We start from the raw sequence: 22,446 nt of genomic DNA, 5'->3' as shown, positions 1-22,446 counted from the left end.
CATATTAGGCGCCAGTTGGGGACGGTAGAAGTACGGTTTTGCAGCAATCCGCCGCCCGACGGCGATTCGCGACCATAGCCGGGGCCGGTCAAGAACGCGTGACAATGACGGCGGTAAAGCTGACCGGCTCATGGCGCGGTCAGGCCGGCGGCGCGCTGCGCGAGACCACCCAGCCGCGCAACCATGATCCGACCGCACAGAAGCAGAGATAGAGCGCGAACATGATCAGGCCGAGATCGAGCCAGTAGCCGAAACGGCCGGGCACGACACGTGCAAGCGCGACGCCAACCAGCGCCGCAACCAAGGCCGAAAGCCACCATCGCAGTTTCCGCGAGACGCCGTTGCCGTGCTGAACAACGGATATCCAGCCCATGGCGAAGCCGAGCAGCCCCGATGCCAGGAGCCAACCCCAGTAGAATGTGGTCAGATAGGCCATGCTCACTTCACCACGAAATCGATGCGGCGGTTCTGCGCCTTGCCCTGGTCGGTCTCATTCCCCGCAATCGGCTGCGTCGAGCCATAGCCGACCGCGCTGAACCGGTTGGCCGGCAATCCTGCCTTGACCAGATAATCGGCGACCGCCTGCGCACGCTGCTCGGACAACCCCTGGTTGGCCGCCTCGTCGCCATCAGTATCGGTATGTCCTGATATCTCGATATTGGCGGTCGGACAGCGCAACGCGGTTTCGATCAAACGGTCGAGGAGGCCGGCGGAATCCGCAACAATATTGGCCTTGCCGGTTTCGAAGCGGATCCGGGCCTTGCCGAGCAACTCCGCGAATAATTGCTGGCAGACGGTCGCATCCACCGGCGCCGCGGCCGGCTTGACCGAGATTTCCGGCTTGAACTGCCAGCCCTGCGGAAAGTCCTTGCCGAGGCCGGCGCGGATCTCACTGGCGGCGGCTTCATAGAGCGCATCGCCGGACAGCTTCACCTCCCGGTCGGAGACGACGAGCGTACCGGTCGACAGGCGCGACAGCGCGCCGAGCGCTGATACCGCCGCGTTGGCGAAGCTCGCGGGCGCGCCGACGCTCGCCTTGAGGTTGTCGACGACCTTTTCACTGAAGAACTTGCGTCCCGCCGCAGCCACCAGCGCGGCGTGGACGTTGCTGTCGGGCACGTTGCCGGTCAGCGTCAGCGTCAGCGCGACCGGATCCTTGTAGGCCTGGAAGATGTAAGGCGGCGCTTTGACCTCGTTGGCCGCGACCGAAAAGCCCTCGGGCAGTTTTTTCAGCGCGGCGGCGATGGCTTCCCGGCCGCCGAGGTCGCGCGCCATGCCGGACAGGCTGACCTTGGTGTCCGACAGCGTGATCTTGCCGTCCTTCAGCTTGCCGACCAGGTCGAGCAGCAACAGCACGGCGTTGTCGAAGCGCGGCGGTGCGCCGCGCGACAGATTCATCCGGTCGACCACTTCGACGCCGCCGAGATTGGCGCGGGCCGCGTCCATCAACCGGCCCCTGGTCGCCGGCAGGGGCGAACTGCCCGATAGCGTCACCCGAAGCACGTCACGCTCGGCCGACCAGACAAACGGCTTGGCTTCCGGAACGAGCCGGGTTTGATCATCAACCAGCCGCACGCCCGGTACCGCCGCAACCGACGCCACGGCACTCTGCCTGCCGTCTTCCGAGAATGCATCCGCCGCAAGGGTCACGTCGCGGCCTGCGACCGAGATTCGCCTTTTGTCGAGGATGGTATCCTTGAGGGCGGCGGCCGACCGCTGCGCCAGATCGATCTCCAGCGGCTCAGTGCTCGTCCAGGCCGCGATAGCCCAAAAGATGACCAAAGGAATGACGCCCGGCCACCATTTGCTACTCCACCTGAAAAGTCCGTGCATTCGAGTTCCCGCGGGGTCCGGATCGGAGAGAAAACAAACCCTTGCCGGGCTGTCAAACCCGAAATGTCGCAGGAGCCGAAGAGCTCTGAAATTGGTCCGGCTAACTGTTTCTTCAGCGGTCTTTCGCTAGTTTCTCCCCGTAAATAACCGGGCATCCCTGCATCTCGATGAAACTGCTTCGCAACACCGTCATCCGCGTCGGGCTGGAGGCGCTTTACTTCTCCGGCGCGCATTTCCTGCTGCGACCAATCTTCGCAGGCGTCGGCGCTATTTTCATGCTGCACCACGTCCGACCGCGACGCGACGTCGAGTTTCAGCCCAATCATCATCTCGAGGTCGAGCCGGAGTTCTTGCGCGCCATGCTGGCGCATCTTCGCGCGCTCGACGTCGACATCGTCACCATGGACGAGGTGCATCAGCGACTCCAGGAGCGCAATTTCGCGCGGCGCTTCGCCTGCTTCACCTTCGATGACGGCTATCGCGACAATCGCGACTACGCCCTGCCCGTGATGCGTGAGTTTGGCGCGCCCCTTACGGTCTACGTAACGAGTGATTTCGCCGAGGGCACCGGCCGGTTGTGGTGGGTCGCGCTCGAGAAGGCGATCGCAAAGGCATCCTCGATCGAAGCTCCGATCGGCGGCGTCAAGATCCGCTTCGACGCATCGACGCCGGCAGCCAAGCAGGCGGCGTTCGACCGCATGCACAACTGGCTGCGCGCACTGCCGACCGAACACGACATGCAGCGCGAAATCTCCGCGCTATGCACGCGATATGACGTGGACGAGACTCCAATCGCCCGCAACCTCTGCATGTCCTGGGAAGAATTGAAGGCGTTCGCGGACGATCCGCTGGTGACGGTCGGCGCGCATACGATCACGCATTGCAATCTGGCGCGACAGAGCGAAGAGACCGCTTCGTTCGAACTGGCCACCGGCCGTGCACGGATCGAAGCTAAGTTGCAGCGGCCGGTGCTTCATCTCGCCTATCCCTATGGCGACCGGATCGCGGCGGGACAACGTGAATTCAGGCTGGCGAAAGCGGCAGGGTTCAAGACAGCGGTCACGACGCGGCCGGGCATGATCTTCCCGGAAAGCGCCGACCACATGACCGCGCTGCAGCGGGTTTCGCTGAACGGCAACTACCAGGACGCGCGTATCCTCCCCGTCCTGACCTCCGGCGCCGCCACCGCGATGTGGAACGGCTTTCGCCGCATCGACGCGGCGTAAGGTCTATCCGTCGTCCCTGCGAAAGCAGGGACCCATATCCACCGGCTTCGATTGTTGCAGAAGGTAGCTACTCCATCGCTCAACGGATGGGCCGCGGCGTATGGGTCCCTGCGTTCGCAGGGACGACCGCGATGAGCTTCCTTGACTCGCCGCACTCCCCCGCCCAAAACCGGCGGCAAAGCAATGGAGGCACGCATGTTCAAGGATCTGTTTTCGCTCAATGGCCGGGTCGCGCTGGTGACGGGCGGGTCACGCGGCATCGGCAAGATGATCGCGGCCGGCTTTCTCGCGCAGGGCGCGGCAAAGGTTTACATCACCGCGCGCAAGGCCGGTCCCTGCGAAGCGACTGCGCAGGAACTCTCCGCCGCCTATGACGGCGAATGCATCGCGCTGCCGATCGACATCTCAACCGTCGCAGGCTGCGACAAGCTCGCTGGCGAAATCATCAAGCTGGAGCCGAAGCTCGACATCCTCGTCAACAATGCCGGCGCTGCATGGGGCGCGGAATTCGACGAATTCCCCGAAAGCGGCTGGGACAAGGTCATGGACCTCAACGTCAAGTCGCTGTTCTTTCTGACCAAGGCGCTGGCGAAACCGCTGCGCGCCGCGGCCTCGCCCGAACGGCCGGCCAAGGTCATCAACATCGCATCCGTCGACGGCATTTTCGTCAACCCCAGCGAGACCTATTCCTACGCGGCGAGCAAGGCCGCCGTGATCCATCTGACGCGGCGCATGGCAACGAAACTGATCAAGGACAATATCAATGTCACCGCGATTGCGCCGGGCGCGTTCAAGTCGGACATGAACCGGGCCGCGCGCGACCATTCGGACGAAGTCGCAAAGCGTATTCCGGCGCGGCGTATCGGCACCGACGAGGACATGGCGGGGGTAGCGATCTATCTCGCCTCGCGCGCGGGCGATTACGTGGTCGGCAATACGATCGCCGTCGATGGCGGCGTGGTCTACGCAAATGCGGGGCTTGAGATCGCGGGGTAACGCGCGGCCGTCATCTCCGCGAAACCAACGTCGTCCCTGCGAACGCAGGGACCCATACCGCGTGATCCATCAATGGCGCATGATGGCTGACGCCGTGCTAAAACAACGACGTCCGGTGGTTATGGGCCCCGGCTCAAGGCCGGGGCAACGGAGAGATCACGGCTCGTCCTTATCGTATTCGTAATCTGCCTTCGGCGCGTTCGGCAACTCGCGATCCAGCGCCTCGCGATAGCGCAGGCATCCGCGCAAAAATTTCGGCCAGGGCGGGACGGCCACCTCTGGCGTGACGCGCTCGGGCAACAGGCCCCAGAGATCGGGATGATGCCAGCACAGGTCGTGACCAGTGCTGTCACGATGCGTGCGGATACCGGCCCTTAGACGTTTCACCTCCGCGACCAGTTGGTCGCGGCCCATTGCTTCGAGATCTTGGTCGGGGTCCATCTTACTGCTCCCCGATGACGGGGTGGTTCAGGTCTCGATCTTCACGTACTCGAAATCGCCGGGCTTGTTGTCGATGCCGACCTTCGGCGGCGAGATCCAGTTGGCATAGACGCCGACTTCGGTCACCGGCTTCATCAGGGAAGCGATGAAGTCGCCGTCCTGCGTCGAAGGCAACCATTCGCTCTTTTGGTTCCAGGTGGCGTCGTCGATCAGGACGCCGTCGGGCGTAGCGTGGATATCCTTGAACTCGCCGATGTGGCGGTGGAACGCAACGTCTGGCAGCGTCAGCTTGTACTGATAGCCGGCGAGCGAAATGATCTTGTTCCAGCGCAGCATGCCCTTGACGCAATCCTGCGTGTAGTCGTCGCGCAGCCGCATGTTGAGCGCGGTCAGCGCCGGCTCATCGACGCGCTTGATCACGCCGTCGATCAGCTTGAGCACCGGATAGGTGGCGTTCTTGAGCTGGTGGTCGTCGTCGATCTGGGTCTCCTTGTAGCGGCCCTTGATGCCGGCATTGAAGGCGTTGGCGGCGTTGGTCGAGACTTCCGAGCCAAAGAGATCGAGCGACAGCGAATAATGCAGGTTCAGCTTCTTCTGGATGGTCGGCAGGTCGATCACCCCTAACGCACGCACCTTGGCGACGTCGGTGGGATCTGAGATGCCGGCTTCCTTCATCGCCTCGCAGGTGCGCTGCACGACACGGCTGATGCCGGTCTCGCCGACGAACATGTGATGCGCTTCTTCGGTCAGCATGAAGCGGCAGGTGCGCGACAGCGGATCGAAACCGGATTGCGCGAGCGAGTGCAACTGCATCTTGCCGTCGCGGTCGGTGAAGTAGGTGAACATGAAGAACGATAGCCAGTCCGGCGTCGCCTCATTGAAGGCGCCGAGCATGCGTGGGCTATCCGCATCGCCGGAACGGCGGCGCAACAAATCGTCCGCCTCCTCGCGGCCGTCGCGGCCGAAATATTTCTGCAAGAGATAGACCATCGCCCAGAGATGACGGCCTTCCTCGACATTGACCTGAAACAGATTGCGCAGGTCGTAGAGCGAGGGCGCGGTCTTGCCGAGATGGCGCTGCTGCTCGACGGAAGCCGGCTCGGTGTCGCCCTGGATCACGATCAGGCGGCGCAGCGTGGCGCGGTGTTCGCCCGGGACTTCCTGCCAGGCCGGCTTGCCGTAATTCTCGCCGAAGGGAATGACGCGGTTTTCTTCCTGCGGCGCCAGCAGAATGCCCCAGCGATATTCCGGCATCTTGACGTAATCGAACTTGGCCCAGCCGCGCGGATCGACCGAATAGGCGGTGCGCAAATACACCAGCGACTGCTGGAAGCCTTCGGGGCCCATGTCGCCCCACCAGTCCATGTAACCGGGATGCCAGCCCTCCAGGGCTTTCAGCACCTGGCGGTCTTCACTGAGATTCACGTTGTTGGGGATTTTGGTCGAGTAGTCGACGTTCATGAAGTTCATGGCCGTGCTCCTTTGTGCACATTTGCCGTCATGCCCGGCCTTGTGCCGGGCATCCACGTCTTTTCTTGCTGATGAAAAGAAGACGTGGATGGCCGGGACGAGCCCGGCCATGACGCAGCAATACCTGTCTAAACCCGCGTCATATCGAACTGCGCCTTCTGACCGGTGCCGTAGCGGCGCAGCGCGCCCTCTTCGCCGACCGCATTGGGGCGCTGGAAGATCCAGTTCTGCCACGCCGTGAGACGCGAGAAGATCTTCGATTCCATGGTCTCCGGTCCGGCGAAGCGCAGGTTCGCTTCCATGCCGGTGAGACCGTCGGGCGAGAAGCTGGTGCGCTCTTCCAGGAACACCCGCACCTCGTCGTCCCAATCGATATCGTCGAGCGCGAAGGTGACGAGGCCGAGCTCCTCGGCTTCCTCAGCATCGAGCGTGGTGCCGATGGTGGCTTCCGCGCGCTCCAGATCGGACGGATCGGCCTGGAAGCGCGACTGCAGCCGGGTCAGGCCGTGGCTCATCGGATAGGGGCCGAAATTCAGCGCGGTGAGCTGGATCGCCGGAGGCTGGCGGTTGTCGCCCTGCCGCGAGCCGATCAGCATGTAGGAGCGGTCGGCGGCGAACACGAGTTCGGCCAGCGTGCCGGCGAAGCAGGAGCCGGGCTCGACCAGCGTCACCAGCGTGCGCGAGGTGACGTCGATGCGCTTCAAGACGCGCTTCCAGTAGTGCCTGATCTCGTTGACCAGCCAGTGCGCCTTGTTGGCTTCGAGGAACGTGTCGCAGGCCACTACATTGGCGGCATCGCCATGCGACTTGAACACCAGCATCGCGATTTCGAGTTCGTTGATGCGCAAGTGCAGGATCGCATCATCAAGCTCGCGGGCCACCTGCAGCGGCCAGAACGACGCGCCCTGCGCGATCAGGCCGTCGATGTCATCAGGCGGGGCCGCTTCCGGCGCCTTGATCGAAATGGTCGCAATCCGCGCCGCGCGGTCGATGTCGACGCTGACGAAACCGTAGCGGATGCCGCTGTCGTCGATGGTGCGGTTGAGCGGCGCAAGCGCGATGCCCTTGCCGCTGCCGTTGCGCTTCGAGGCGGCAGCGAATTCCTTGGCGCGCTCGGCGACCTTGCCTTCGAGCTTGCTGTTGGGCGCGATCTCGTCGACCAGCCGCCATGCAACGGCGCGCTTGCCCTTGATACCTTCCTCGATGGTGCAGAAGAAATCGGCATGGTCGCGGCGCACCTTGCGCTTGTCGACCACGCGCGTCAGCCCGCCGGTGCCCGGCAGCACCGCGAGCAGCGGCACTTCCGGCAGCGCCACGGCGGCGGCGCCGTCATCGGCCATGATGATGTGATCGGTCGCGAGCGCCAGCTCGTAGCCGCCGCCGGCCGCGGTGCCGTTGACGACGGTGATGAAGCGCTGCCCGGAATTTTCCGACGAATCTTCCAGGCCGTTACGGGTCTCGTTGGTGAATTTGCAGAAGTTGACTTTGTGGGCGTGGGTGGCGCCCGCCAGCATGCGGATATTGGCGCCGGCGCAGAACACGCGGTTCTTGCCCGAGCGCATCACCACCACCTTCACTTCCGGATGCTCGAAACGCAGCCGCTGCACGGCGTCCGCGAGTTCGATGTCGACGCCGAGATCGTAGGAATTCAGCTTGAGCTGATAGCCTTCGAACAGGCCGGCGTTCTCATCGACATCCATGGTGAGGGTCGCGACCTCGCCCTCGACGGCGAGCTTCCAGTGCCGGTAGCGCGACGGATCCGTTTGAAAATCGATGTATTTCGCGCCGCCTGCGAGGACGCGATCTTCACCGGCCATGGGCCACCCTCTGTCGTTTTCTTAAGGTTTGCTTGGTTCGTTAGATGCACAATAGTGCATGTTTTTGATCGAGTCTAGTCTAAAACGTCGGAACATGCATTTTGCTTCATGTTCGGCAAGCGGCGAATGCCACCCAATCGGCGGTGGAGAGCAGCGGCCGGGCCGGTTTGGCCTTGATGAGCGCCGCCAGCGCCGCGACCGGGAAGCCGTCGGCAAACCCGTCGCCACCGGCATTGCGCGCACCCAGCGCCTCGAGCTGGCCGAGCGCTTCGCCAAACAGGCGCGAGGCGACATGCGGTCTCTGCATACGCAGCCGCAAATTCGCGGTCGCGATCAGGATACAGGCGCGCAACAGAATCCGTTCGCGGCCGCCCTGCGGCGCCGCCGCCCATACCGCTTCCAGGATCTCCTGGGACTCCCAGAAGTAGCCGTGGTCGTTGAGCATCATGCCGTAGCGCAGCGCCGGATGGCGCGCCGGCACGTAACCGCGGAAGCGCGGCGGCACCTGAGCTGCGATCTGCGACAGCGTTTCGTAATCGGCGCCGGCTTGCTCGGACTGGCCAGGCACATAAGCCCATCGCGGCAGCGGCAGATTGCCGGTGCCTGAGGGCGCGGTCATAGGGACACCGTCCCGGAAAGCGTCAGGGAAGGCGCATAGCGAAACGCGTTACGCGGCCCGTCCCTGCGAGCCGTCATCGACGTGCAACACCGCGTTTGCGAATTCCAAGATCGCATCGAGCGTCGCCCCCGGCGCTTCGCGATGCGGCTGATGTCCCGCTCCCGGGATGACAATCACATCGACCGGACAGTAGCACTCTTCCCGCGCGATCTCGACCTGGCGCATTGTTCCATACTGGTCGTCCACACCCTGCAGGATCGCCACCGGTACGCGGATATAGGCGAGGTACTCGGAAATATCCCAGTTGCGGAATTCCGGATCGAGCCAGGCGCCGTTCCAGCCATAGAAGGCGTTGTCGACATCCTTGTGCCAGCGCGCCAGCTTCTCTTTCAGGTTCGTGGTCTCATAGGCGTTCCGGATCTGCGCAATCGAGGCCACCGAAATATCCTCGACGATGAAATGCGGGGCGATCAACGCGAGACCCTGGACGCGGTGATCCTGATGCGAGCCCGCATAGATCGCCGCGATCGAGGCGCCGTCGGAATGTCCGAGCAACAGGCCGCGGCGAAAGCCGATTTTGTCGAGCAGTTTCGGCAGCACGTCGAGCGCCTCGACATGCATGTAGTCGAGCGGCCGCGGCAGTTTCACCGGCGTCGAATGGCCATAACCGGCGCGCGAATAGACGAACACGCCGGCGCCGGTCGCGGCCTGAAGTTTTTCGGGAAAGTCGCCCCACAGCCCGGCCGATCCGAGCCCCTCATGCAGCACCACGATGGTCGGCGCGGCCTCGGGCGACGGGCCGATCATGCGGTATTCGAGATGCGAAGCGCCGACGGTGAGAAAGCCGGAGGGGGTAAGGGTTGTCATGCTGTAAGTTTTCCGAAAGTGATCCAGACGTCGCACTCCTCTCTCACGTCGTCCCTGCGAACGCAGGGACCCATACGCCGCGGCTTATCCATTGACGCGTGATGTGTGAGACCTTTGGTCACAACGAAGGCCGGTGGCTATGGGTCCCTGCGTTCGCAGGGACGACGTGAGAAAGGTTACGATACGCCATCCCGCAACTTGAATCTCTGAATCTTCCCCGTCGCCGTCTTCGGCAGACTGTCCACCACGTCGATCCAGCGCGGATATTTCCACGGGCCGATCTTCTGCTTGACGTGCTCCTTCAGCGCCTCATGCAGATCATCGGTCCTGGTGCCGGCGCGCAGCACGACGAAGGCTTTTGGTTTCAGCAATCCTTCCGGATCGGCCTCGGGCACGACGGCGGCCTCTAACACGGCCGGATGGGTGATCAGCGCGCTCTCGACCTCGAACGGCGAAACCCAGATGCCGGAGACCTTGAACATGTCGTCGCTTCTGCCGCAGAAGGTGTAACGGCCGTCGGCGTCGCGGATGTATTTGTCGCCGGTGCGGGTCCAGTGGCCCTCAAAGGTCTGCCGGCTCTTGGCTCGCTGGTTCCAGTAGCCTTCTCCTGCCGAGGGCGCATCGACCAGCAATTCGCCGACCTCGCCATCGGGCACTTCGGCGCCTGCTTCATTGACGAGCCGCACCTTGTAGCCGGGCACGGGGCGGCCAGAGGAGCCGTACCTGATGTCGCCGGGCGCGTTGGAGAGGAAGATGTGCAACAGCTCGGTCGAGCCGACACCGTCGAGAATGTCGACGCCGAAGCGCGCCTTCCAGGCATTGCCGACGGACTCCGGCAGCGCCTCACCGGCCGAAGTGCATATGCGCAGACGATTGCCGGCCCGCGCGTCCTTCAGCGTCTCGTCGTTGAGCATCGCGGCGAACAGGGTCGGTACGCCGTAGAAGATGGTCGGGTTATACTTGTTCATCAGCGCGAACATCGCGGCCGGCGTCGGCCGGTCGGTGTTCAAGACCGTCGACGCGCCGACCGACATCGGAAACGTGAGCGCATTGCCGAGGCCATAGGCGAAGAACAGCTTGGCCGCCGACAGACAAACGTCGTGCTCGCGAATGCCGAGCACCTGCTTGGCGTAGGTTTCTGCCGTGGCCTGCAGATTGGAATGCAGATGCCGCACGCCCTTGGGCATTCCGGTCGAGCCGGACGAATAGAGCCAGAATGCCGGCTCCTCGGCATGGGTCGGCGCGGTCGCGAAGGAATCGCTTTCGCGCGCGAGCCCGTCGGAGAGCTTCTTGTGGCCGTGCGCGTCCTTGCCGGAGACGACGACGTGCTCGAGATCCGGCATCCGCCCGACGATGTCCTTGACCACCGGCAGCAGCGCTTCGGAAACGAACAGCACGCGCGCGCGGCAGTCCGCCAGCACATAGGCATATTGATCCGACGTCAGCAGTGTGTTGAGCGGCACCGGCACGATACCGGCGCGGATCGCGCCCAGAAACACGGAAGGAAAATCGACGGTATCCAGCATGATCATCGCGACGCGCTCTTCGCGGCGGACGCCGAGCCGGCGCAGCATGTTGGCGACGCGGCAGCTTTGCTTCTGCAGATCGCCGTAGGTGAGCTCGGAGACGGTATCGGTGAAGGCGAGCTTCTTCCCCCGGCCCTCGTCGACGTTGCGGTCGAGCAGCCAGGTCACCGCATTGTACGAACCGGACATGCCGCTCACGACGCTTCTCCCCTGGGTTTTAAGAATTATAATTCATACAAAGACACCAGCGGCGCTTGCTGTCAATCCTCATCGGCATTATGTTTCCGAAATCCGTTCACCAGCAGGTAAAGCCGAACGAGGGAAATGACCGAGGCCAGCGACCCCGAAACCGGCTTTCTCGAGCAGCTTGGCCAGCGTGTGCGCACCATGCGCGCCCTTCGCGGCATGTCGCGCAAGGTACTCGCCAAGGTATCAGGGATTTCCGAGCGCTACATCGCGCAGCTCGAAAGCGGCAAGGGCAACGTATCGATCGTGCTGCTGCGGCGCGTGTCGAACGCGATGGGCGCGCATCTCGAAGACCTCATTCCCGCTACCGAGCCGGCGCCGGACTGGGCCGTCATCCGCGACCTCCTGCGCAAGGCAACGCCCGCCCAGATTGCGCAGGCGAAGGACGCGCTCGCCGGCGGCGGCCTGTCGGCGCAGCGGCGGATCTCCTTCGCCGGCATCGCCCTGATCGGCCTGCGCGGCGCCGGCAAATCCACGCTCGGCAAGATGCTGGCGAAGAAGATCGGCTGGAAGTTCGTCGAGCTGAACAAGGAGGTCGAGGCGCAGAACGGATTATCCGTCGCCGAGATCATCGCGCTCTACGGCCAGGAAGGCTTTCGCCGCATGGAGCAGGCGGCGCTTTCGCAATTGCTGGCGCGGAAAGAGTTAATGGTGCTGGCGACCGGCGGCGGCATCGTCTCCGAGCCGCTGACCTTCGACCTCATCCTGTCGTCGTTCTACACCATCTGGCTCAAGGCCGAGCCGGAAGAGCACATGGCCCGCGTCCGCGGCCAGGGCGATCTGCGCCCGATGGCGGACGATCGTTCCGCGATGGCGGAGCTGCGCAACATCCTGGTCAGCCGCGAGCCGCTCTACGCCCGCGCCTCCGCCGTGGTCGATACCGCTGGGCTTTCGGTCGACGCCGCAGCGACGCGGCTGGTCGATGCGGTCGCGCCGGTGCTGCACGACAAGCACGCCTTCGGCCTGCGCAGCGCGGCCTCCTGATCTCCCCGCCATAGCACTACAACCTATCGGGGCGGGCTCCGCTCGTACAACCGCATGGCCGCGGTTAACCACGGCACGAGTTCTATGCAGCGGCACACCCTTGAATTGTGTTACCAATTCGTTAATCGAATGGAGAGGAACCATGCTCGAGCGTCGTCACCTGCCCAGAAGCCGCGTCTATTACGGCGGCCTCGTCGCGTTCAACGGCCGCAGCTCAACGATCGCCTGCGCCGTGCGCAACTTCAGCATGTTTGGCGCGAAGATCGAATTTGAAGGCGCGGCCCTTGTCCCCGACGAGGTGGACTTCGAAATCGAGCGCAAGGCAATCTCGTGTACGGCGCGCCTCGTCTGGCGCAGCCGCGATGCGGCGGGCCTGGTGTTCGCCAATGTGCACGAGGACAGCGGCGTCGTCCCGCTGCACTGGGTGCGCAAGCTGCGCGCCAGCGAACGGGCCAACAGGCGGCTGCAGTCCCGCCTCGATCAGTTCCTTTCCGAATACTGAATGCGGTCTTGTCAGGTCGGACCGCATGAGTACGGTTGAAGGCGAAGACGCCCTCCTCCCTGCTGCCGCCAAACCGCCGAAAGTCCGGCGGCGCAGGTTGCGCACGATACTGCTGGCCGTGTTGACGACGCAGTACACGATCATCGCGATCGTCGTCGGCCTCACGGTCGCGGGCACGCTGCGTTATCTGGTGACACCACAGATCGTCGCCAAGTTCGAAGCGATAGCGGCGGCGCTGAAGCGATTGCCCCCTCCATAACGCGTCTGAAGCGCATGAAGCTGCTTTTCCTCCATGGAGCGCCCGCGGCCGGCAAGCTGACGGTTGCAAAGGCGCTGCTCCGGATCGTGCCGGGGCGGCTGATGGACAATCACGCCGCCATCGATCTGGCGCTCACGATCTTCGATTTCGGCGCGCCCGGATTCTGGGAGCTTGTCCATGACGTCAGACGTTCGGCCATTGATGCTGCCGCCGAACATCGCGTGCCGCTGCTGGTCACGACCTTCTGCTATGCCGAGCCTGACGACCGAGAGCATTTCAGGCAGATCGAGGAGATCGTGCAACGTCGCAGCGGCGAATTGCTTCCGGTCTTCCTGCACTGCTCGCGCGAAGAAGCATTGCGCAGGGTCGGCAATCCCGACCGGGTGGCGCGGGGCAAGATAACTTCAGGAGAACATTTGATCCGGGAGTTCGACCGCTACGACCTCACCGCCGTGCCGCGGCCACATTGTCTCAAGCTGGATACCGGGATGAACCCGGCAGAAGTGACCGCGCAGGAAATCGTACGCCGCTTCGGGCTCAACGCCTAGAAAGCAGGTCGAGCAACGTGCTCGGACTCTCTTCTTCATATCGAGGCGTCCACCCCGTCATTGCGAGCCAACGGGTCGCGCGAATGCGCGCCCGATGACAGGCTCCGCGAAGCAATCCATCGCGCGACGCCGGATAGAATGGATTGCTTCGTCGCTTCGCTCCCTTGCGCAAACGCTCCGCGTTTGTCGCAGGCAATGACGGCGGACGCTTCCGTCACACCAGCAACGACTTCACCGAGGCCGCTGCCTCGCGCAAACGCGGCAGGAAGCGTTCGATCATCTCGGCCGCGGATACGCGGTCGACATGCGCGCCCATGTTGATGGCGGCGACGATCGCGCCGTCGTAGCGGCGGACCGGCACCGAGACCGAGCGAAAGCCGGGCTCGGCTTCGCGATCGACCAGCGAATAGCCTTTCGCACGATCGGCGATGATCGTCTTCAACAACAGTTTTCTGTCGGTCACGGTGAAGGGTGTCAGGGCTGCGAGATCCATCCGGTCGAGCGCCGCGGCCAATTCGTCGTCGGGCAGCCGCGACAGCAGGACACGACCGACCGAGGTACAGAAGGCCGGCAGCCGATAGCCAATGTCGATGCCTGCGGAAAAAATCCGCGTCGGGCTGGCGCGCGCGATGAAGACGACGTCGTTGCCATCGAGGATCGCCATCGAAGAGATTTCCTGCGCCTCGCTCGACAATTTATCGAGCGCCGGCTGCAGCACCGAGACGACATGGTTGGAAACCAGAAAGCTTGACGCCAGCACCAGCACGCGCGGCGTGAGGCGAAACAGCTTGCCGTCGGTTGCGACAAAACCGGCGCGCTCCAGCGTGAACAGAATTCGCCGTGCGGTCGCGCGCGGCAGGCCGGCCTCCTTGGCGAGGTCGCTCAGCGTCATCGCCTGTTGGCTGCTGCCGAACATCTCCAGCAGGCGCAGGCCGCGGTCGAGGCTTTCGATGAAATCGGTCGCCCCGCGGTTGTCGCCGTCGCTCGGGCGCTTAAGCTTGGGCATCGCCGCCTCCAAAATCCGCTTGCCGAACGCCCAGCCTACGTTAAAATCGCCCAAAAGTTCAATAGGCGAACAAATCTACTACTCGGAGCCCTCGCCATGATGAGCCAGGAAGCGAACGACCTGATCACCCGCACCGGCCGCAAGGACCCGTGCGGCAAGCTGATGCGGATGTATTGGCAGCCGGCGGCGCTGATCGACGAGCTGCAGGGACCGCGGCCGGTTCGCCCTGTCAAACTGCTCGGCGAAAACCTGGTGCTGTTTCGCGACGAAGAAGGCCGCTACGGCCTGATCGACCGCCACTGCGCGCATCGCGGCGCCGACCTCGCCTTCGGGCGGCTCGAGAATGGCGGCTTGCGCTGCGCCTTCCATGGCTGGCTGTTCAATGTCTCCGGCCAGTGCCTGGAAACGCCGGCCGAGCCGAAAGATTCAAAGCTGTGCCAGGGCATCAGGCAGCGCTCCTATCCCGTGGTCGAGAAGAGCGGCATCCTCTGGGCATATTTGGGCGAGGGCGAACCGCCGGCGTTTCCGGAAATCGACTGCTTCGTCGCGCCCGATAGCCATACCTTTGCATTCAAGGGCCACATCAATTGCAACTGGCTGCAGGCGCTTGAAGTCGGCATCGATCCGGCACACGCCTCGTTCCTGCATCGCTTCTTCGAGGACGAGGACACCTCGACCGCCTACGGCAAGCAGTTCCGCGGCGCTTCCGCTGGAAGCGACATGCCGATGACGAAGATTCTGCGCGAATACGACAACCCGATCATCAATGTCGAGCATACCGAATACGGGCTGCGCCTGATCGCATTGCGCGAGATCGATGAGGAGCGCACCCATGTGCGCGTCACCAATCAGCTCTTCCCGCACGGCTTCGTCATCCCGATGAGCCAGGAGATGACGATCACGCAGTGGCACGTGCCCATCGACGACGAGAACTGCTACTGGTATGCGATCTTCACCAGTTACACGGCGCCGGTCGACAAGAAGAAGATGCGCGACCAGCGCCTCGAATTGTACGAGCTGCCGGATTACAAGTCGCGCAAGAACAAGAGCAACGATTACGGCTTCGATCCGCACGAACAGGCGACCGAAACCTATACCGGCATGGGCAACGACATCAACGTCCACGACCAGTGGGCGGTGGAATCGATGGGCGCGATCCAGGACCGTACCAACGAGCACCTCGGCACATCGGACAAGGCGATCGTGCAGTATCGGCGCCTCCTGCGGCAGGAGATCGAAAAGGTCGTAGGCGGCGAGAAGCCGTTCATGTTCCTGGACGCTGCGCATGCGCGCAGCATCCAGGGCCCGGCGACCATGGACGGCATCGGGCCGACACGCGGCTGGGAAATCTACTGGATGGAAGTCGACGTCAAGCGCCGCCGCGGCGCGCCGTGGGCCGCGCCGGTGCCGACAGAGATCGCCGGCAAGATCCGGCATTTGTCGGCGGCGGAGTGAGATTTGTGGCACCGTCATTCCGGGATGGTCCGAAGGACCAGACCTCAGGTGTGCAATTGCACACCGGGGAATCTCGAGATTCCGGGTTCGATGCTTCGCATCGTCCCGGAATGACGGAAGGTGGGGGATTGGCGTTGAGTTTTGTGAAACGTCACGGGCTGTGGTCGAAGGAGCAGCAGGAGGCCGCCAGCCGCCTGCGCAAGATCGTCGAAGAGAAAAATCTCGAAGTCGTCAGGCTGTCATTCCCCGACCAGCACGGCATCCTCCGCGGCAAGACGCTGGTTGCGGACGAAGCGCTTGCCTCGCTCGAAAGCGGCTGCTCCATCACCACCACGATGCTCGCCAAGGACACCTCGCACAAGACGGTGTTTCCGGTGTTCACCGCAGGCGGCGGCTTCGGCATGAAGGAGATGGAGGGCGCCGCCGACGTGTTGATGGTGGCTGACCCCACCACCTTTCGCGTGCTGCCATGGGCGCCGACCACGGGCTGGCTGCTGTGCGACCTTTATTTCGCGGACGGCCGCCCGGTGCAGTTTGCGACGCGGCACCTCTATCGCAAGGTCCTCGATCAGCTCGGCCAGCGCGGCTACGATTTCGTCGCGGGCCTTGAGGTCGAATTCCATCTCTTCAAGCTCGACGATGCGCATATGGCGCCGGAGGATGCCGGCCAGCCGGGGCGTCCTCCTTCAGTGAGCCTGCTGTCGCACGGCTATCAATACCTGACCGAGCAGCGCTACGACCAGATGGAGCCGGCGCTCGAAATCATCCGGCGCGACGTCCTGGCGCTCGGCCTTCCCTTACGGTCGGTCGAGGTCGAGTTCGGCCCGAGCCAGTGCGAATTCACCTTCCAGCCGACCACCGGACTGACTCCCGCCGACAACATGGTGCTGTTCCGCTCGGCCGTAAAACAGATCGCGCGCCGCCACGGCTATCACGCCACCTTCATGTGCCGGCCGAAATTGCCGAACGTGTTCGCTTCCGGCTGGCACCTGCATCAATCGCTGGTGTCGCGCGCCAGCGGCGAGAATGCATTCATGGCCAGCGACAAGGACGAGGTGCTGAGTCCGTTCGCAAGACACTATCTTGCGGGACTTCTGGAGCACGCGCGCGCGTCGACCGTATTCACAACGCCGACCATCAACGGCTACAAGCGCTATCGCTCCTACACGCTGGCGCCGGACCGCGCGATCTGGGGCCGCGACAACCGCGGCGTCATGATCCGCGTTCTCGGCGGGGCCGGCGACGCTGCCACGCGGCTGGAGAACCGCATCGGCGAGCCCGCCGCCAATCCCTATCTTTACATGGCCTCGCAAATTCTCTCCGGACTCGACGGCGTCGACCGCAAGCTCGATCCCGGCCCGTCGGCGGATGCGCCGTACGAGACCAAGGCTGCGCTGTTGCCGAAGAGCCTGCGCGAAGCGGTGTTCGCGTTGCAGGACGATCCGTTTTTCCGCGGCGCGTTCGGCAAAGAGTTCGTTGATTACTACGTCCACATCAAGAACGCGGAGATCGAGCGGTTTCAGGCCGAGGTCTCGGACTGGGAGCACCGCGAATATTTCGAGATGTTTTGAGGGAACACGACGCTCTCCCAACCCGTCATTGCGAGGAGCGAAGCGACGAAGCAATCCATGCCTCAGCAATCGGATGGATGGATTGCTTCGCTGCGCTCGCAATGACGGCGACGAGCACGGAATTGTAGGGTGGGCAAAGCGAAGCGTGCCCACCATCAAGCGCGCAACTGGATGGATGGTGGGCACGGCGCGAAGCGCGCCTTTGCCCACCCTACGGATTCCCTCAAATCCCCAAATACCGGTGCTGCAGGTCCGGCTCCGCAATCAACTGCTCGCTCGTCCCCGTCCACACCGTCCGTCCGCGCTCGATCATGTAGTGGCGGTCGGCGATGCGGGAGAGGTTGGCGACGTTCTTGTCGATGACGAGCACCGACTGACCGCGGCCCTTCAGCATCGACAGGCAGTTCCAGATTTCCTCGCGGATCAAGGGCGCGAGGCCTTCCGTGGCCTCGTCGAGGATCAACAGTTTCGGATTGGTCATCAGCGCCCGGCCGATCGCCAGCATCTGCTGCTCGCCGCCGGACAGCGTCACGCCCATGTTGCTGCCGCGCTCGGCGAGCCGCGGAAACAGCGCGTGGATTTTTTCGATGGTCCAGGGATCGGCATTGCCGGCGCGATTGCCCGAGGCGGCGACGAGATTCTCGTACACCGTCAGGTTTGGAAAAATCTGGCGGCCTTCCGGCACCAGGCCGACGCCGAGCTTGGCGATTCTGTACGACGGCAGACTGCGCACTTCCTCGCCCGCGAAGCGGATCTTGCCTGATCGGGCCGGCGTCATGCCCATGATGGAGCGGATGGTCGTGGTCTTGCCCATGCCGTTGCGACCCATCAGGGCAACCATTTCGCCGGACTGAACCTTCAGCGACAGGCCGAACAGCACCTGGCTGAGGCCGTAGCAGGTTTCGATGCCGTCGATTTCGAGCAAGGTTTCAGCCATGGCTGACCACCACATGCTGGTCGCCCAGATAGGCGCGCTTGACTTCCTCGTTGTTCCTGATGGCGTCGGGATCGCCTGAGGCAATGACGCGGCCATAGACCAGCACCGTGATGCGGTCGGCGAGCGCGAACACCGCCTCCATGTCGTGCTCGACCAGCACGATGGTGACTTCCTTTCGCAGTTCCTTCAGCAGCGCCACCATGCGCGCGGATTCGGTGACGCCGAGGCCGGCCATCGGTTCGTCCAGCAGCAGCAATTGCGGCTTGGTCGCGAGCGCCACCGCAAGCTCCAGCTCGCGCTGCTCGCCATGGCTCAGCTCGGACACCGGCACATCTGCGCGTCTTGCGAGCCCGACCCGCGTCAATGCCGCCTGTGCCGCTTCGCGCAGATGCCTCTCCTTGCGCGCCGCGCCCCAAAAGCGGAACGAGTGGCCGTCATGCGCTTGCGCCGCGAGCGCGACGTTGTCGGCCGCCGTGAAATCCGGCAGCAGGCAGGTAATCTGGAACGAGCGCGCCAGTCCGAGCCGGCTGCGCCGGTAGGACGGCAGCCACGTGACGTCACGGCCGGCGAAGTGAATAGTGCCGGAATTCGGCGTCAACTGTCCGGTCAACTGGCTGATCAGCGTGGTCTTGCCGGCGCCGTTGGGGCCGATGATGGCGTGCAGCTCGCCCGGCAGGACGTCGAGCGACAGATTGTCGGTGGCCTTGATGCCACCAAAGCTGCGCACCAGGTTTTCGACGCGGAGCAAGGGTTCAGCCAAGGAATCAGGCACGGCTCAACCTCCCCAGCAAACCCATGATGCCGCCGCGCGCAAACAGCACGATCAGCAGCAACAGCGGGCCCATGATCAGCGCCCAGTATTCGGTGAATTGCGACAGGACTTCTTCCAGCAGGAGGAACACGATGGTGCCGAGGACGGGACCGAACAGCGAACCCATGCCACCGAAGACCACCATCACCATGAGTTCGCCGGAGCGGGTCCAGTACATCCCGGCCGGGCTGATGAAGTCGGTGTTGTTGGCGAGCAGTGCGCCGGCGAGGCCGCAGATCGTGCCGGAGATGACGAAGCAGACGAGTCTATAACGATTGGCATGAAAGCCGATCGCCTGCATGCGCTGCTCGTTGGAACGTACGCCCTGCACCACCATGCCGAACCGGGAATTGATGATACGCCAGATCAAATAGACGCCGCCGAACAGGCAGGCGAGGCAGAGGTAGTAGAACTGCACGCGGTTCGACAGGTCGATCAGGCCGCCGAAAGTGCTGCGCTTGTAGATGGTGAGGCCGTCGTCGCCGCCATAGCGAGAAAGACCCGAGGCGATGTAATAGGCCATCTGCGCGAAGGCGAGCGTGATCATGATGAAATAGACGCCGCGTGTGCGGAGGCTGAGCGCACCGATCACGAGCGCATAAAGCGCCGACAGCGCCAGCGCGACCGGCCACTGGATGAAGCCGGAGCCGATGCCTTCATGGGCGAGGATGCCCACCGCATAACCGCCAATGCCGAGATAGGCGGCGTGGCCAAAGCTCATCATGCCACCATAGCCCATAATGAGGTTGAGGCTGGCGGCGGCGAGCGCGAAGATGACGATGCGGGTAAACAGCGTCAGGATGAAGATGTTGCCGGTCAGCGCCGAGTAAAGCGGGAGCAGCAGCAAGCCAAGCGCGACGAGCGCCACGACGACGTTGCGGGCGTTGATTTGAGATTTCATCGCTTGGCAGCCGGAAACAGCCCCTCAGGCCGCACCACGAGGACGATGGCCATCAGGAGATAGATCAGCATCGACGACAGTGCGGGCGCGGCGGTGGAGGCGGCGGCGGAACTCAGCACGGTGCGCAGGAGATCGGGCAGGAAGGCGCGGCCGAGCGTATCGATCATGCCGACGAAGATCGCGGCCATGAACGCTCCGCGGATCGAGCCGATGCCGCCGATCACGATAATGACGAAGGCGAGAATCAGAATGTTCTCGCCCATGCCGATCTGCACGGTGAGGATCGGCGCCTGCATCAGCCCGGCGAGGCCGGCGAGCGCGGCGCCAAGCCCGAACACCAGCGTGAACAACAGCTTAATGTTGATGCCGAGCGCGCCGATCATTTCACGGTTCGAGGCGCCGGCGCGGATCAGCATGCCGATGCGGGTGCGCATGACGACGACATAGAGTAACGCTGCGACCGCCAGCGCGACCACGATGATCGACAGCCGGTAAGCCGGATAGAACACGCCGGGGACGATCTGGACCGGCACGGTCAGCCAAGCCGGCAGCGGTAGCGACAGGCCGGCCGGCCCCCAGATCAGCCGCACCGCGTCGTTGAAAAACAGGATCAGGCCGAAGGTCGCCAGCACCTGATCGAGATGGTCGCGGCCGTAGAGATGCCGGAGCGCAATGAATTCGAGCGCGATACCCAATAGCAGGGTGGCGCCGAGCGCCATCAATATGCCCAGCACGAAACTATTGGTCCAGGCCACGAACGTCGCGGCGAAATAGGCGCCCATCATATAGAGCGAGCCGTGCGCCAGATTGACGAAATCCATGATGCCGAACACCAGCGTCAAGCCGGCTGCCAGCAGGAACAGCAGCAGGCCGAACTGCAGGCCGTTCAGCGATTGTTCTACGAGGACGAGCATGAACCTTAAAACTCTGGGCCTAACAAAACAGCGGCAGCACATCTGCGCCGCCGCCATTTTTCTTGTTGGGCGGATGATCTGTCGCAAACCGCCCCCGGGTCAAGCCCGAGGGCGCATTCAAGAGATCATGCACCGGCCATGCCAACAATCACTTCTTCATCGGGCATTTGTCGTGGAAGCGGTCCTGGTCGTCCTTGACGATGGTCGCCACCGTCTTGAGCGAGAGCTGGCCATCGGCGTCCTTGACCACGTCCTGCAGGTAGAAATTCTGGATCGGAATGTGGTTGTTGCCGTATTTGAACGGGCCGCGCACCGACTTGAAGTTGGCCTTCTCCATCTCGGCCTTCATCTCGTCCTTCTTCGAGGTGTCGCCCTTCACGGCGACAACAGCACTGTTGATCAGGTTCGCGGCGTCATAGGACTGCGCGCCGTAGAACGTCGGGCGCAGGCCGGTGTACTTCTTGCGGTAGTCCTCGACGAACTTCTTGTTCTCGGGGAACGGCAAATCGTTGACCCATTGCTGCGCGCCGGGCACCCCGATTGCATTGTCCTTCTGCAGCGGCAGCGACAATTCGTCGATGGTAAACGCCGTATAGAGCGGGATCTGCCCCTTGAGGCCAGCCTGGGCGTATTGATTGAGGAACTGGACGCCGGCCGCGCCGGGATAGAACACGAAGATCGACTCGGCCTTGGAATTCTTCGCCTTGGTGAGCTCGGCGGAGAAGTCGAGCTGGCTCGGCCACACCGTATATTCCTCGCCGACGACCTGGCCCTTGAACGTGCTCTTGACGCCGGCCAGCATGTCCTTGCCGGCGGCATAGTTCGGGCCGATCAGGAACACCGACTTGACGCCCTTCTGGTTCATGTAAGTGCCGACCGCCTGCGGGGTCTGGTCGTTCTGCCACGAGGTCGAGAACACGTAAGGCGAGCAGAGTTCGCCGGCGAGCTGCGAGGGGCCGGCATTGGACGTGATCAGGAAGGTTTTGGAATCGACCGCGGTCTTCAGCGACGCCAGCAGCACGTTCGACCAGATGTAGCCGACAATGAAGTCGACCTTGTCGGACTGGATCAGCTTCTCGGTCTTCTGCTTGCCGACGTCGGGCTTCTGGCCGTCGTCCTCGTAGAGCACCTCGACCGGCTTGCCGCCCATCTTGCGGCCGAGATGGTCGAGCGCCAGCTCGAACGAGTTGCGCATATCGTTGCCGATCACAGCGGTCGGGCCGCTGAAGGTCGAAACAAAGCCGATTTTGATGCTGTCGCCAGCGGACGCGGGCTGCGCCAGCGCCAGAACCGTTGCGCCCGCCAGCCAGAATGCCTTTTTCATAATCACTCCCCTCCTCGTTATCGAACCAGACCCGGGTCAACCGGGCGACCGCGCCTGTCTCGCGCGCCTCATTATCAGGTGAGGTATTTTGTGCGCGAAATGGCCGGTCTGCGGCAAGCATGAACCAATGGCCCCTCTTAGAACCTTCGGCCCATGCCCTAGCAGCCTGCACCATAATTCGCAGACGGTGGGA

Annotated in this window: 22 protein-coding genes; 8 read left to right on the top strand and 14 right to left on the bottom strand. The window is 63.2% G+C overall.

The features are described from left to right. Nucleotides 1–139 precede the first annotated feature (139 nt). A complete protein-coding gene (locus GWE18_RS32520) occupies nucleotides 140–436 on the bottom strand; it encodes a hypothetical protein (protein WP_275189785.1) in 297 nt (98 codons plus the stop codon). A 2-nt stretch (nucleotides 437–438) separates the two neighbouring features. After that, entirely contained in the window at nucleotides 439–1,833 is a 1,395-nt protein-coding gene (locus GWE18_RS32515; protein WP_275189784.1) for an OmpA family protein, read from the bottom strand. Between the two features lie 167 nt (nucleotides 1,834–2,000). Between GWE18_RS32515 and GWE18_RS32510 the strand changes: the two genes are divergently transcribed. Beyond that, a complete protein-coding gene (locus GWE18_RS32510; RefSeq protein WP_275189783.1) occupies nucleotides 2,001–3,059 on the top strand; it encodes a polysaccharide deacetylase family protein in 1,059 nt (352 codons plus the stop codon). Nucleotides 3,060–3,254: 195 nt separating this feature from the next. Beyond that, nucleotides 3,255–4,055, top strand: a complete 801-nt coding sequence (locus GWE18_RS32505; RefSeq protein ID WP_275189782.1) for an SDR family oxidoreductase — start codon at nucleotides 3,255–3,257, stop codon at nucleotides 4,053–4,055. Nucleotides 4,056–4,211: 156 nt separating this feature from the next. Here GWE18_RS32505 and GWE18_RS32500 read toward each other — a convergent pair whose 3' ends face one another. From GWE18_RS32500 to GWE18_RS32475, 6 genes are all read right to left on the bottom strand, one after another. Next, the gene (locus GWE18_RS32500) at nucleotides 4,212–4,496 is read right to left on the bottom strand and encodes a hypothetical protein (RefSeq protein WP_275189781.1); all 285 of its coding nucleotides are present in this window, start codon (nucleotides 4,494–4,496) and stop codon (nucleotides 4,212–4,214) included. Nucleotides 4,497–4,523: 27 nt separating this feature from the next. Further along, nucleotides 4,524–5,957 carry a benzoyl-CoA 2,3-epoxidase subunit BoxB gene (gene boxB / locus GWE18_RS32495; protein WP_275189831.1) on the bottom strand — a complete coding sequence of 478 codons (1,434 nt, stop codon included), beginning with the start codon at nucleotides 5,955–5,957 and terminating at the stop codon, nucleotides 4,524–4,526. A gap of 137 nt (nucleotides 5,958–6,094) precedes the next feature. Further along, complete coding sequence (gene boxC / locus GWE18_RS32490) at nucleotides 6,095–7,783, bottom strand: 2,3-epoxybenzoyl-CoA dihydrolase (protein WP_275189780.1); 1,689 nt, start codon at nucleotides 7,781–7,783, stop codon at nucleotides 6,095–6,097. Between the two features lie 106 nt (nucleotides 7,784–7,889). Then, on the bottom strand, nucleotides 7,890–8,402 hold the full coding sequence (locus GWE18_RS32485; RefSeq protein WP_275189779.1) for a DUF309 domain-containing protein: 513 nt from the start codon (nucleotides 8,400–8,402) through the stop codon (nucleotides 7,890–7,892). A 48-nt stretch (nucleotides 8,403–8,450) separates the two neighbouring features. Beyond that, nucleotides 8,451–9,269, bottom strand: coding sequence for an alpha/beta hydrolase (locus GWE18_RS32480; protein ID WP_275189778.1), 819 nt, complete (start codon nucleotides 9,267–9,269; stop codon nucleotides 8,451–8,453). A 176-nt stretch (nucleotides 9,270–9,445) separates the two neighbouring features. Beyond that, nucleotides 9,446–10,984 carry a benzoate-CoA ligase family protein gene (locus GWE18_RS32475; protein WP_275189830.1) on the bottom strand — a complete coding sequence of 513 codons (1,539 nt, stop codon included), beginning with the start codon at nucleotides 10,982–10,984 and terminating at the stop codon, nucleotides 9,446–9,448. A 135-nt stretch (nucleotides 10,985–11,119) separates the two neighbouring features. On the opposite strand from GWE18_RS32475, the gene GWE18_RS32470 reads away from it, so the two are divergent. The 4 genes from GWE18_RS32470 (at nucleotide 11,120) to GWE18_RS32455 (ending at nucleotide 13,334) form a co-directional block, all read left to right on the top strand. Then, nucleotides 11,120–12,025 carry a helix-turn-helix transcriptional regulator gene (locus GWE18_RS32470; RefSeq protein WP_275189777.1) on the top strand — a complete coding sequence of 302 codons (906 nt, stop codon included), beginning with the start codon at nucleotides 11,120–11,122 and terminating at the stop codon, nucleotides 12,023–12,025. Between the two features lie 142 nt (nucleotides 12,026–12,167). Further along, nucleotides 12,168–12,527 carry a PilZ domain-containing protein gene (locus tag GWE18_RS32465; RefSeq protein WP_275189776.1) on the top strand — a complete coding sequence of 120 codons (360 nt, stop codon included), beginning with the start codon at nucleotides 12,168–12,170 and terminating at the stop codon, nucleotides 12,525–12,527. A gap of 25 nt (nucleotides 12,528–12,552) precedes the next feature. Continuing rightward, nucleotides 12,553–12,786, top strand: coding sequence for a hypothetical protein (locus tag GWE18_RS32460; RefSeq protein WP_275189775.1), 234 nt, complete (start codon nucleotides 12,553–12,555; stop codon nucleotides 12,784–12,786). Between the two features lie 14 nt (nucleotides 12,787–12,800). Further along, the gene (locus GWE18_RS32455) at nucleotides 12,801–13,334 is read left to right on the top strand and encodes a hypothetical protein (RefSeq protein WP_275189774.1); all 534 of its coding nucleotides are present in this window, start codon (nucleotides 12,801–12,803) and stop codon (nucleotides 13,332–13,334) included. A 214-nt stretch (nucleotides 13,335–13,548) separates the two neighbouring features. On the opposite strand, the gene GWE18_RS32450 is transcribed toward GWE18_RS32455, so the two are convergent. Beyond that, nucleotides 13,549–14,340: an IclR family transcriptional regulator C-terminal domain-containing protein gene (locus GWE18_RS32450; RefSeq protein ID WP_275189773.1), complete on the bottom strand. Its 792-nt coding sequence runs from the start codon at nucleotides 14,338–14,340 to the stop codon at nucleotides 13,549–13,551. Nucleotides 14,341–14,436: 96 nt separating this feature from the next. Between GWE18_RS32450 and GWE18_RS32445 the strand changes: the two genes are divergently transcribed. Continuing rightward, nucleotides 14,437–15,795 (top strand): aromatic ring-hydroxylating dioxygenase subunit alpha, encoded by a 1,359-nt coding sequence (locus tag GWE18_RS32445; RefSeq protein WP_275189772.1) that lies wholly within the window; start codon nucleotides 14,437–14,439, stop codon nucleotides 15,793–15,795. A gap of 134 nt (nucleotides 15,796–15,929) precedes the next feature. After that, the gene (locus tag GWE18_RS32440) at nucleotides 15,930–17,366 is read left to right on the top strand and encodes a glutamine synthetase family protein (protein WP_275189771.1); all 1,437 of its coding nucleotides are present in this window, start codon (nucleotides 15,930–15,932) and stop codon (nucleotides 17,364–17,366) included. 223 nt (nucleotides 17,367–17,589) lie between these two features. Here the strand turns inward: GWE18_RS32440 and GWE18_RS32435 are convergent, their stop codons facing one another. The 5 genes from GWE18_RS32435 to GWE18_RS32415 form a co-directional block, all read right to left on the bottom strand. Then, entirely contained in the window at nucleotides 17,590–18,303 is a 714-nt protein-coding gene (locus GWE18_RS32435; RefSeq protein WP_275189770.1) for an ABC transporter ATP-binding protein, read from the bottom strand. Further along, complete coding sequence (locus GWE18_RS32430) at nucleotides 18,296–19,063, bottom strand: ABC transporter ATP-binding protein (RefSeq protein WP_275189829.1); 768 nt, start codon at nucleotides 19,061–19,063, stop codon at nucleotides 18,296–18,298. Before GWE18_RS32430 ends, GWE18_RS32435 begins: the two co-directional genes overlap by 8 nt. A gap of 4 nt (nucleotides 19,064–19,067) precedes the next feature. Beyond that, nucleotides 19,068–20,015: a branched-chain amino acid ABC transporter permease gene (locus GWE18_RS32425; RefSeq protein ID WP_275189769.1), complete on the bottom strand. Its 948-nt coding sequence runs from the start codon at nucleotides 20,013–20,015 to the stop codon at nucleotides 19,068–19,070. Beyond that, complete coding sequence (locus tag GWE18_RS32420; protein ID WP_275189768.1) at nucleotides 20,012–20,929, bottom strand: branched-chain amino acid ABC transporter permease; 918 nt, start codon at nucleotides 20,927–20,929, stop codon at nucleotides 20,012–20,014. Before GWE18_RS32420 ends, GWE18_RS32425 begins: the two co-directional genes overlap by 4 nt. Nucleotides 20,930–21,077: 148 nt before the next feature. Beyond that, nucleotides 21,078–22,253: an ABC transporter substrate-binding protein gene (locus GWE18_RS32415; RefSeq protein ID WP_275189767.1), complete on the bottom strand. Its 1,176-nt coding sequence runs from the start codon at nucleotides 22,251–22,253 to the stop codon at nucleotides 21,078–21,080. Nucleotides 22,254–22,446: the final 193 nt, after the last annotated feature.

It is taken from the genome of Bradyrhizobium sp. CSA112 (genome assembly GCF_029051645.1).
GTDB lineage: Bacteria > Pseudomonadota > Alphaproteobacteria > Rhizobiales > Xanthobacteraceae > Bradyrhizobium.
The sequence above is the reverse complement of the archived record's forward strand: the minus strand, read 5'-3'. Positions and strand labels throughout refer to the sequence as shown.

Coding starts and splice junctions, on each gene's coding strand:
- GWE18_RS32520 (WP_275189785.1), bottom strand. CDS start 436: ATGGCCTATCTGACCACATTCTACTGGGGTTGGCTCCTGGCATCGGGG.
- GWE18_RS32515 (WP_275189784.1), bottom strand. CDS start 1,833: ATGCACGGACTTTTCAGGTGGAGTAGCAAATGGTGGCCGGGCGTCATT.
- GWE18_RS32510 (WP_275189783.1), top strand. CDS start 2,001: ATGAAACTGCTTCGCAACACCGTCATCCGCGTCGGGCTGGAGGCGCTT.
- GWE18_RS32505 (WP_275189782.1), top strand. CDS start 3,255: ATGTTCAAGGATCTGTTTTCGCTCAATGGCCGGGTCGCGCTGGTGACG.
- GWE18_RS32500 (WP_275189781.1), bottom strand. CDS start 4,496: ATGGACCCCGACCAAGATCTCGAAGCAATGGGCCGCGACCAACTGGTC.
- boxB (WP_275189831.1), bottom strand. CDS start 5,957: ATGAACGTCGACTACTCGACCAAAATCCCCAACAACGTGAATCTCAGT.
- boxC (WP_275189780.1), bottom strand. CDS start 7,783: ATGGCCGGTGAAGATCGCGTCCTCGCAGGCGGCGCGAAATACATCGAT.
- GWE18_RS32485 (WP_275189779.1), bottom strand. CDS start 8,402: ATGACCGCGCCCTCAGGCACCGGCAATCTGCCGCTGCCGCGATGGGCT.
- GWE18_RS32480 (WP_275189778.1), bottom strand. CDS start 9,269: ATGACAACCCTTACCCCCTCCGGCTTTCTCACCGTCGGCGCTTCGCAT.
- GWE18_RS32475 (WP_275189830.1), bottom strand. CDS start 10,984: ATGTCCGGTTCGTACAATGCGGTGACCTGGCTGCTCGACCGCAACGTC.
- GWE18_RS32470 (WP_275189777.1), top strand. CDS start 11,120: ATGACCGAGGCCAGCGACCCCGAAACCGGCTTTCTCGAGCAGCTTGGC.
- GWE18_RS32465 (WP_275189776.1), top strand. CDS start 12,168: ATGCTCGAGCGTCGTCACCTGCCCAGAAGCCGCGTCTATTACGGCGGC.
- GWE18_RS32460 (WP_275189775.1), top strand. CDS start 12,553: ATGAGTACGGTTGAAGGCGAAGACGCCCTCCTCCCTGCTGCCGCCAAA.
- GWE18_RS32455 (WP_275189774.1), top strand. CDS start 12,801: ATGAAGCTGCTTTTCCTCCATGGAGCGCCCGCGGCCGGCAAGCTGACG.
- GWE18_RS32450 (WP_275189773.1), bottom strand. CDS start 14,340: ATGCCCAAGCTTAAGCGCCCGAGCGACGGCGACAACCGCGGGGCGACC.
- GWE18_RS32445 (WP_275189772.1), top strand. CDS start 14,437: ATGATGAGCCAGGAAGCGAACGACCTGATCACCCGCACCGGCCGCAAG.
- GWE18_RS32435 (WP_275189770.1), bottom strand. CDS start 18,303: ATGGCTGAAACCTTGCTCGAAATCGACGGCATCGAAACCTGCTACGGC.
- GWE18_RS32425 (WP_275189769.1), bottom strand. CDS start 20,015: ATGAAATCTCAAATCAACGCCCGCAACGTCGTCGTGGCGCTCGTCGCG.
- GWE18_RS32420 (WP_275189768.1), bottom strand. CDS start 20,929: ATGCTCGTCCTCGTAGAACAATCGCTGAACGGCCTGCAGTTCGGCCTG.
- GWE18_RS32415 (WP_275189767.1), bottom strand. CDS start 22,253: ATGAAAAAGGCATTCTGGCTGGCGGGCGCAACGGTTCTGGCGCTGGCG.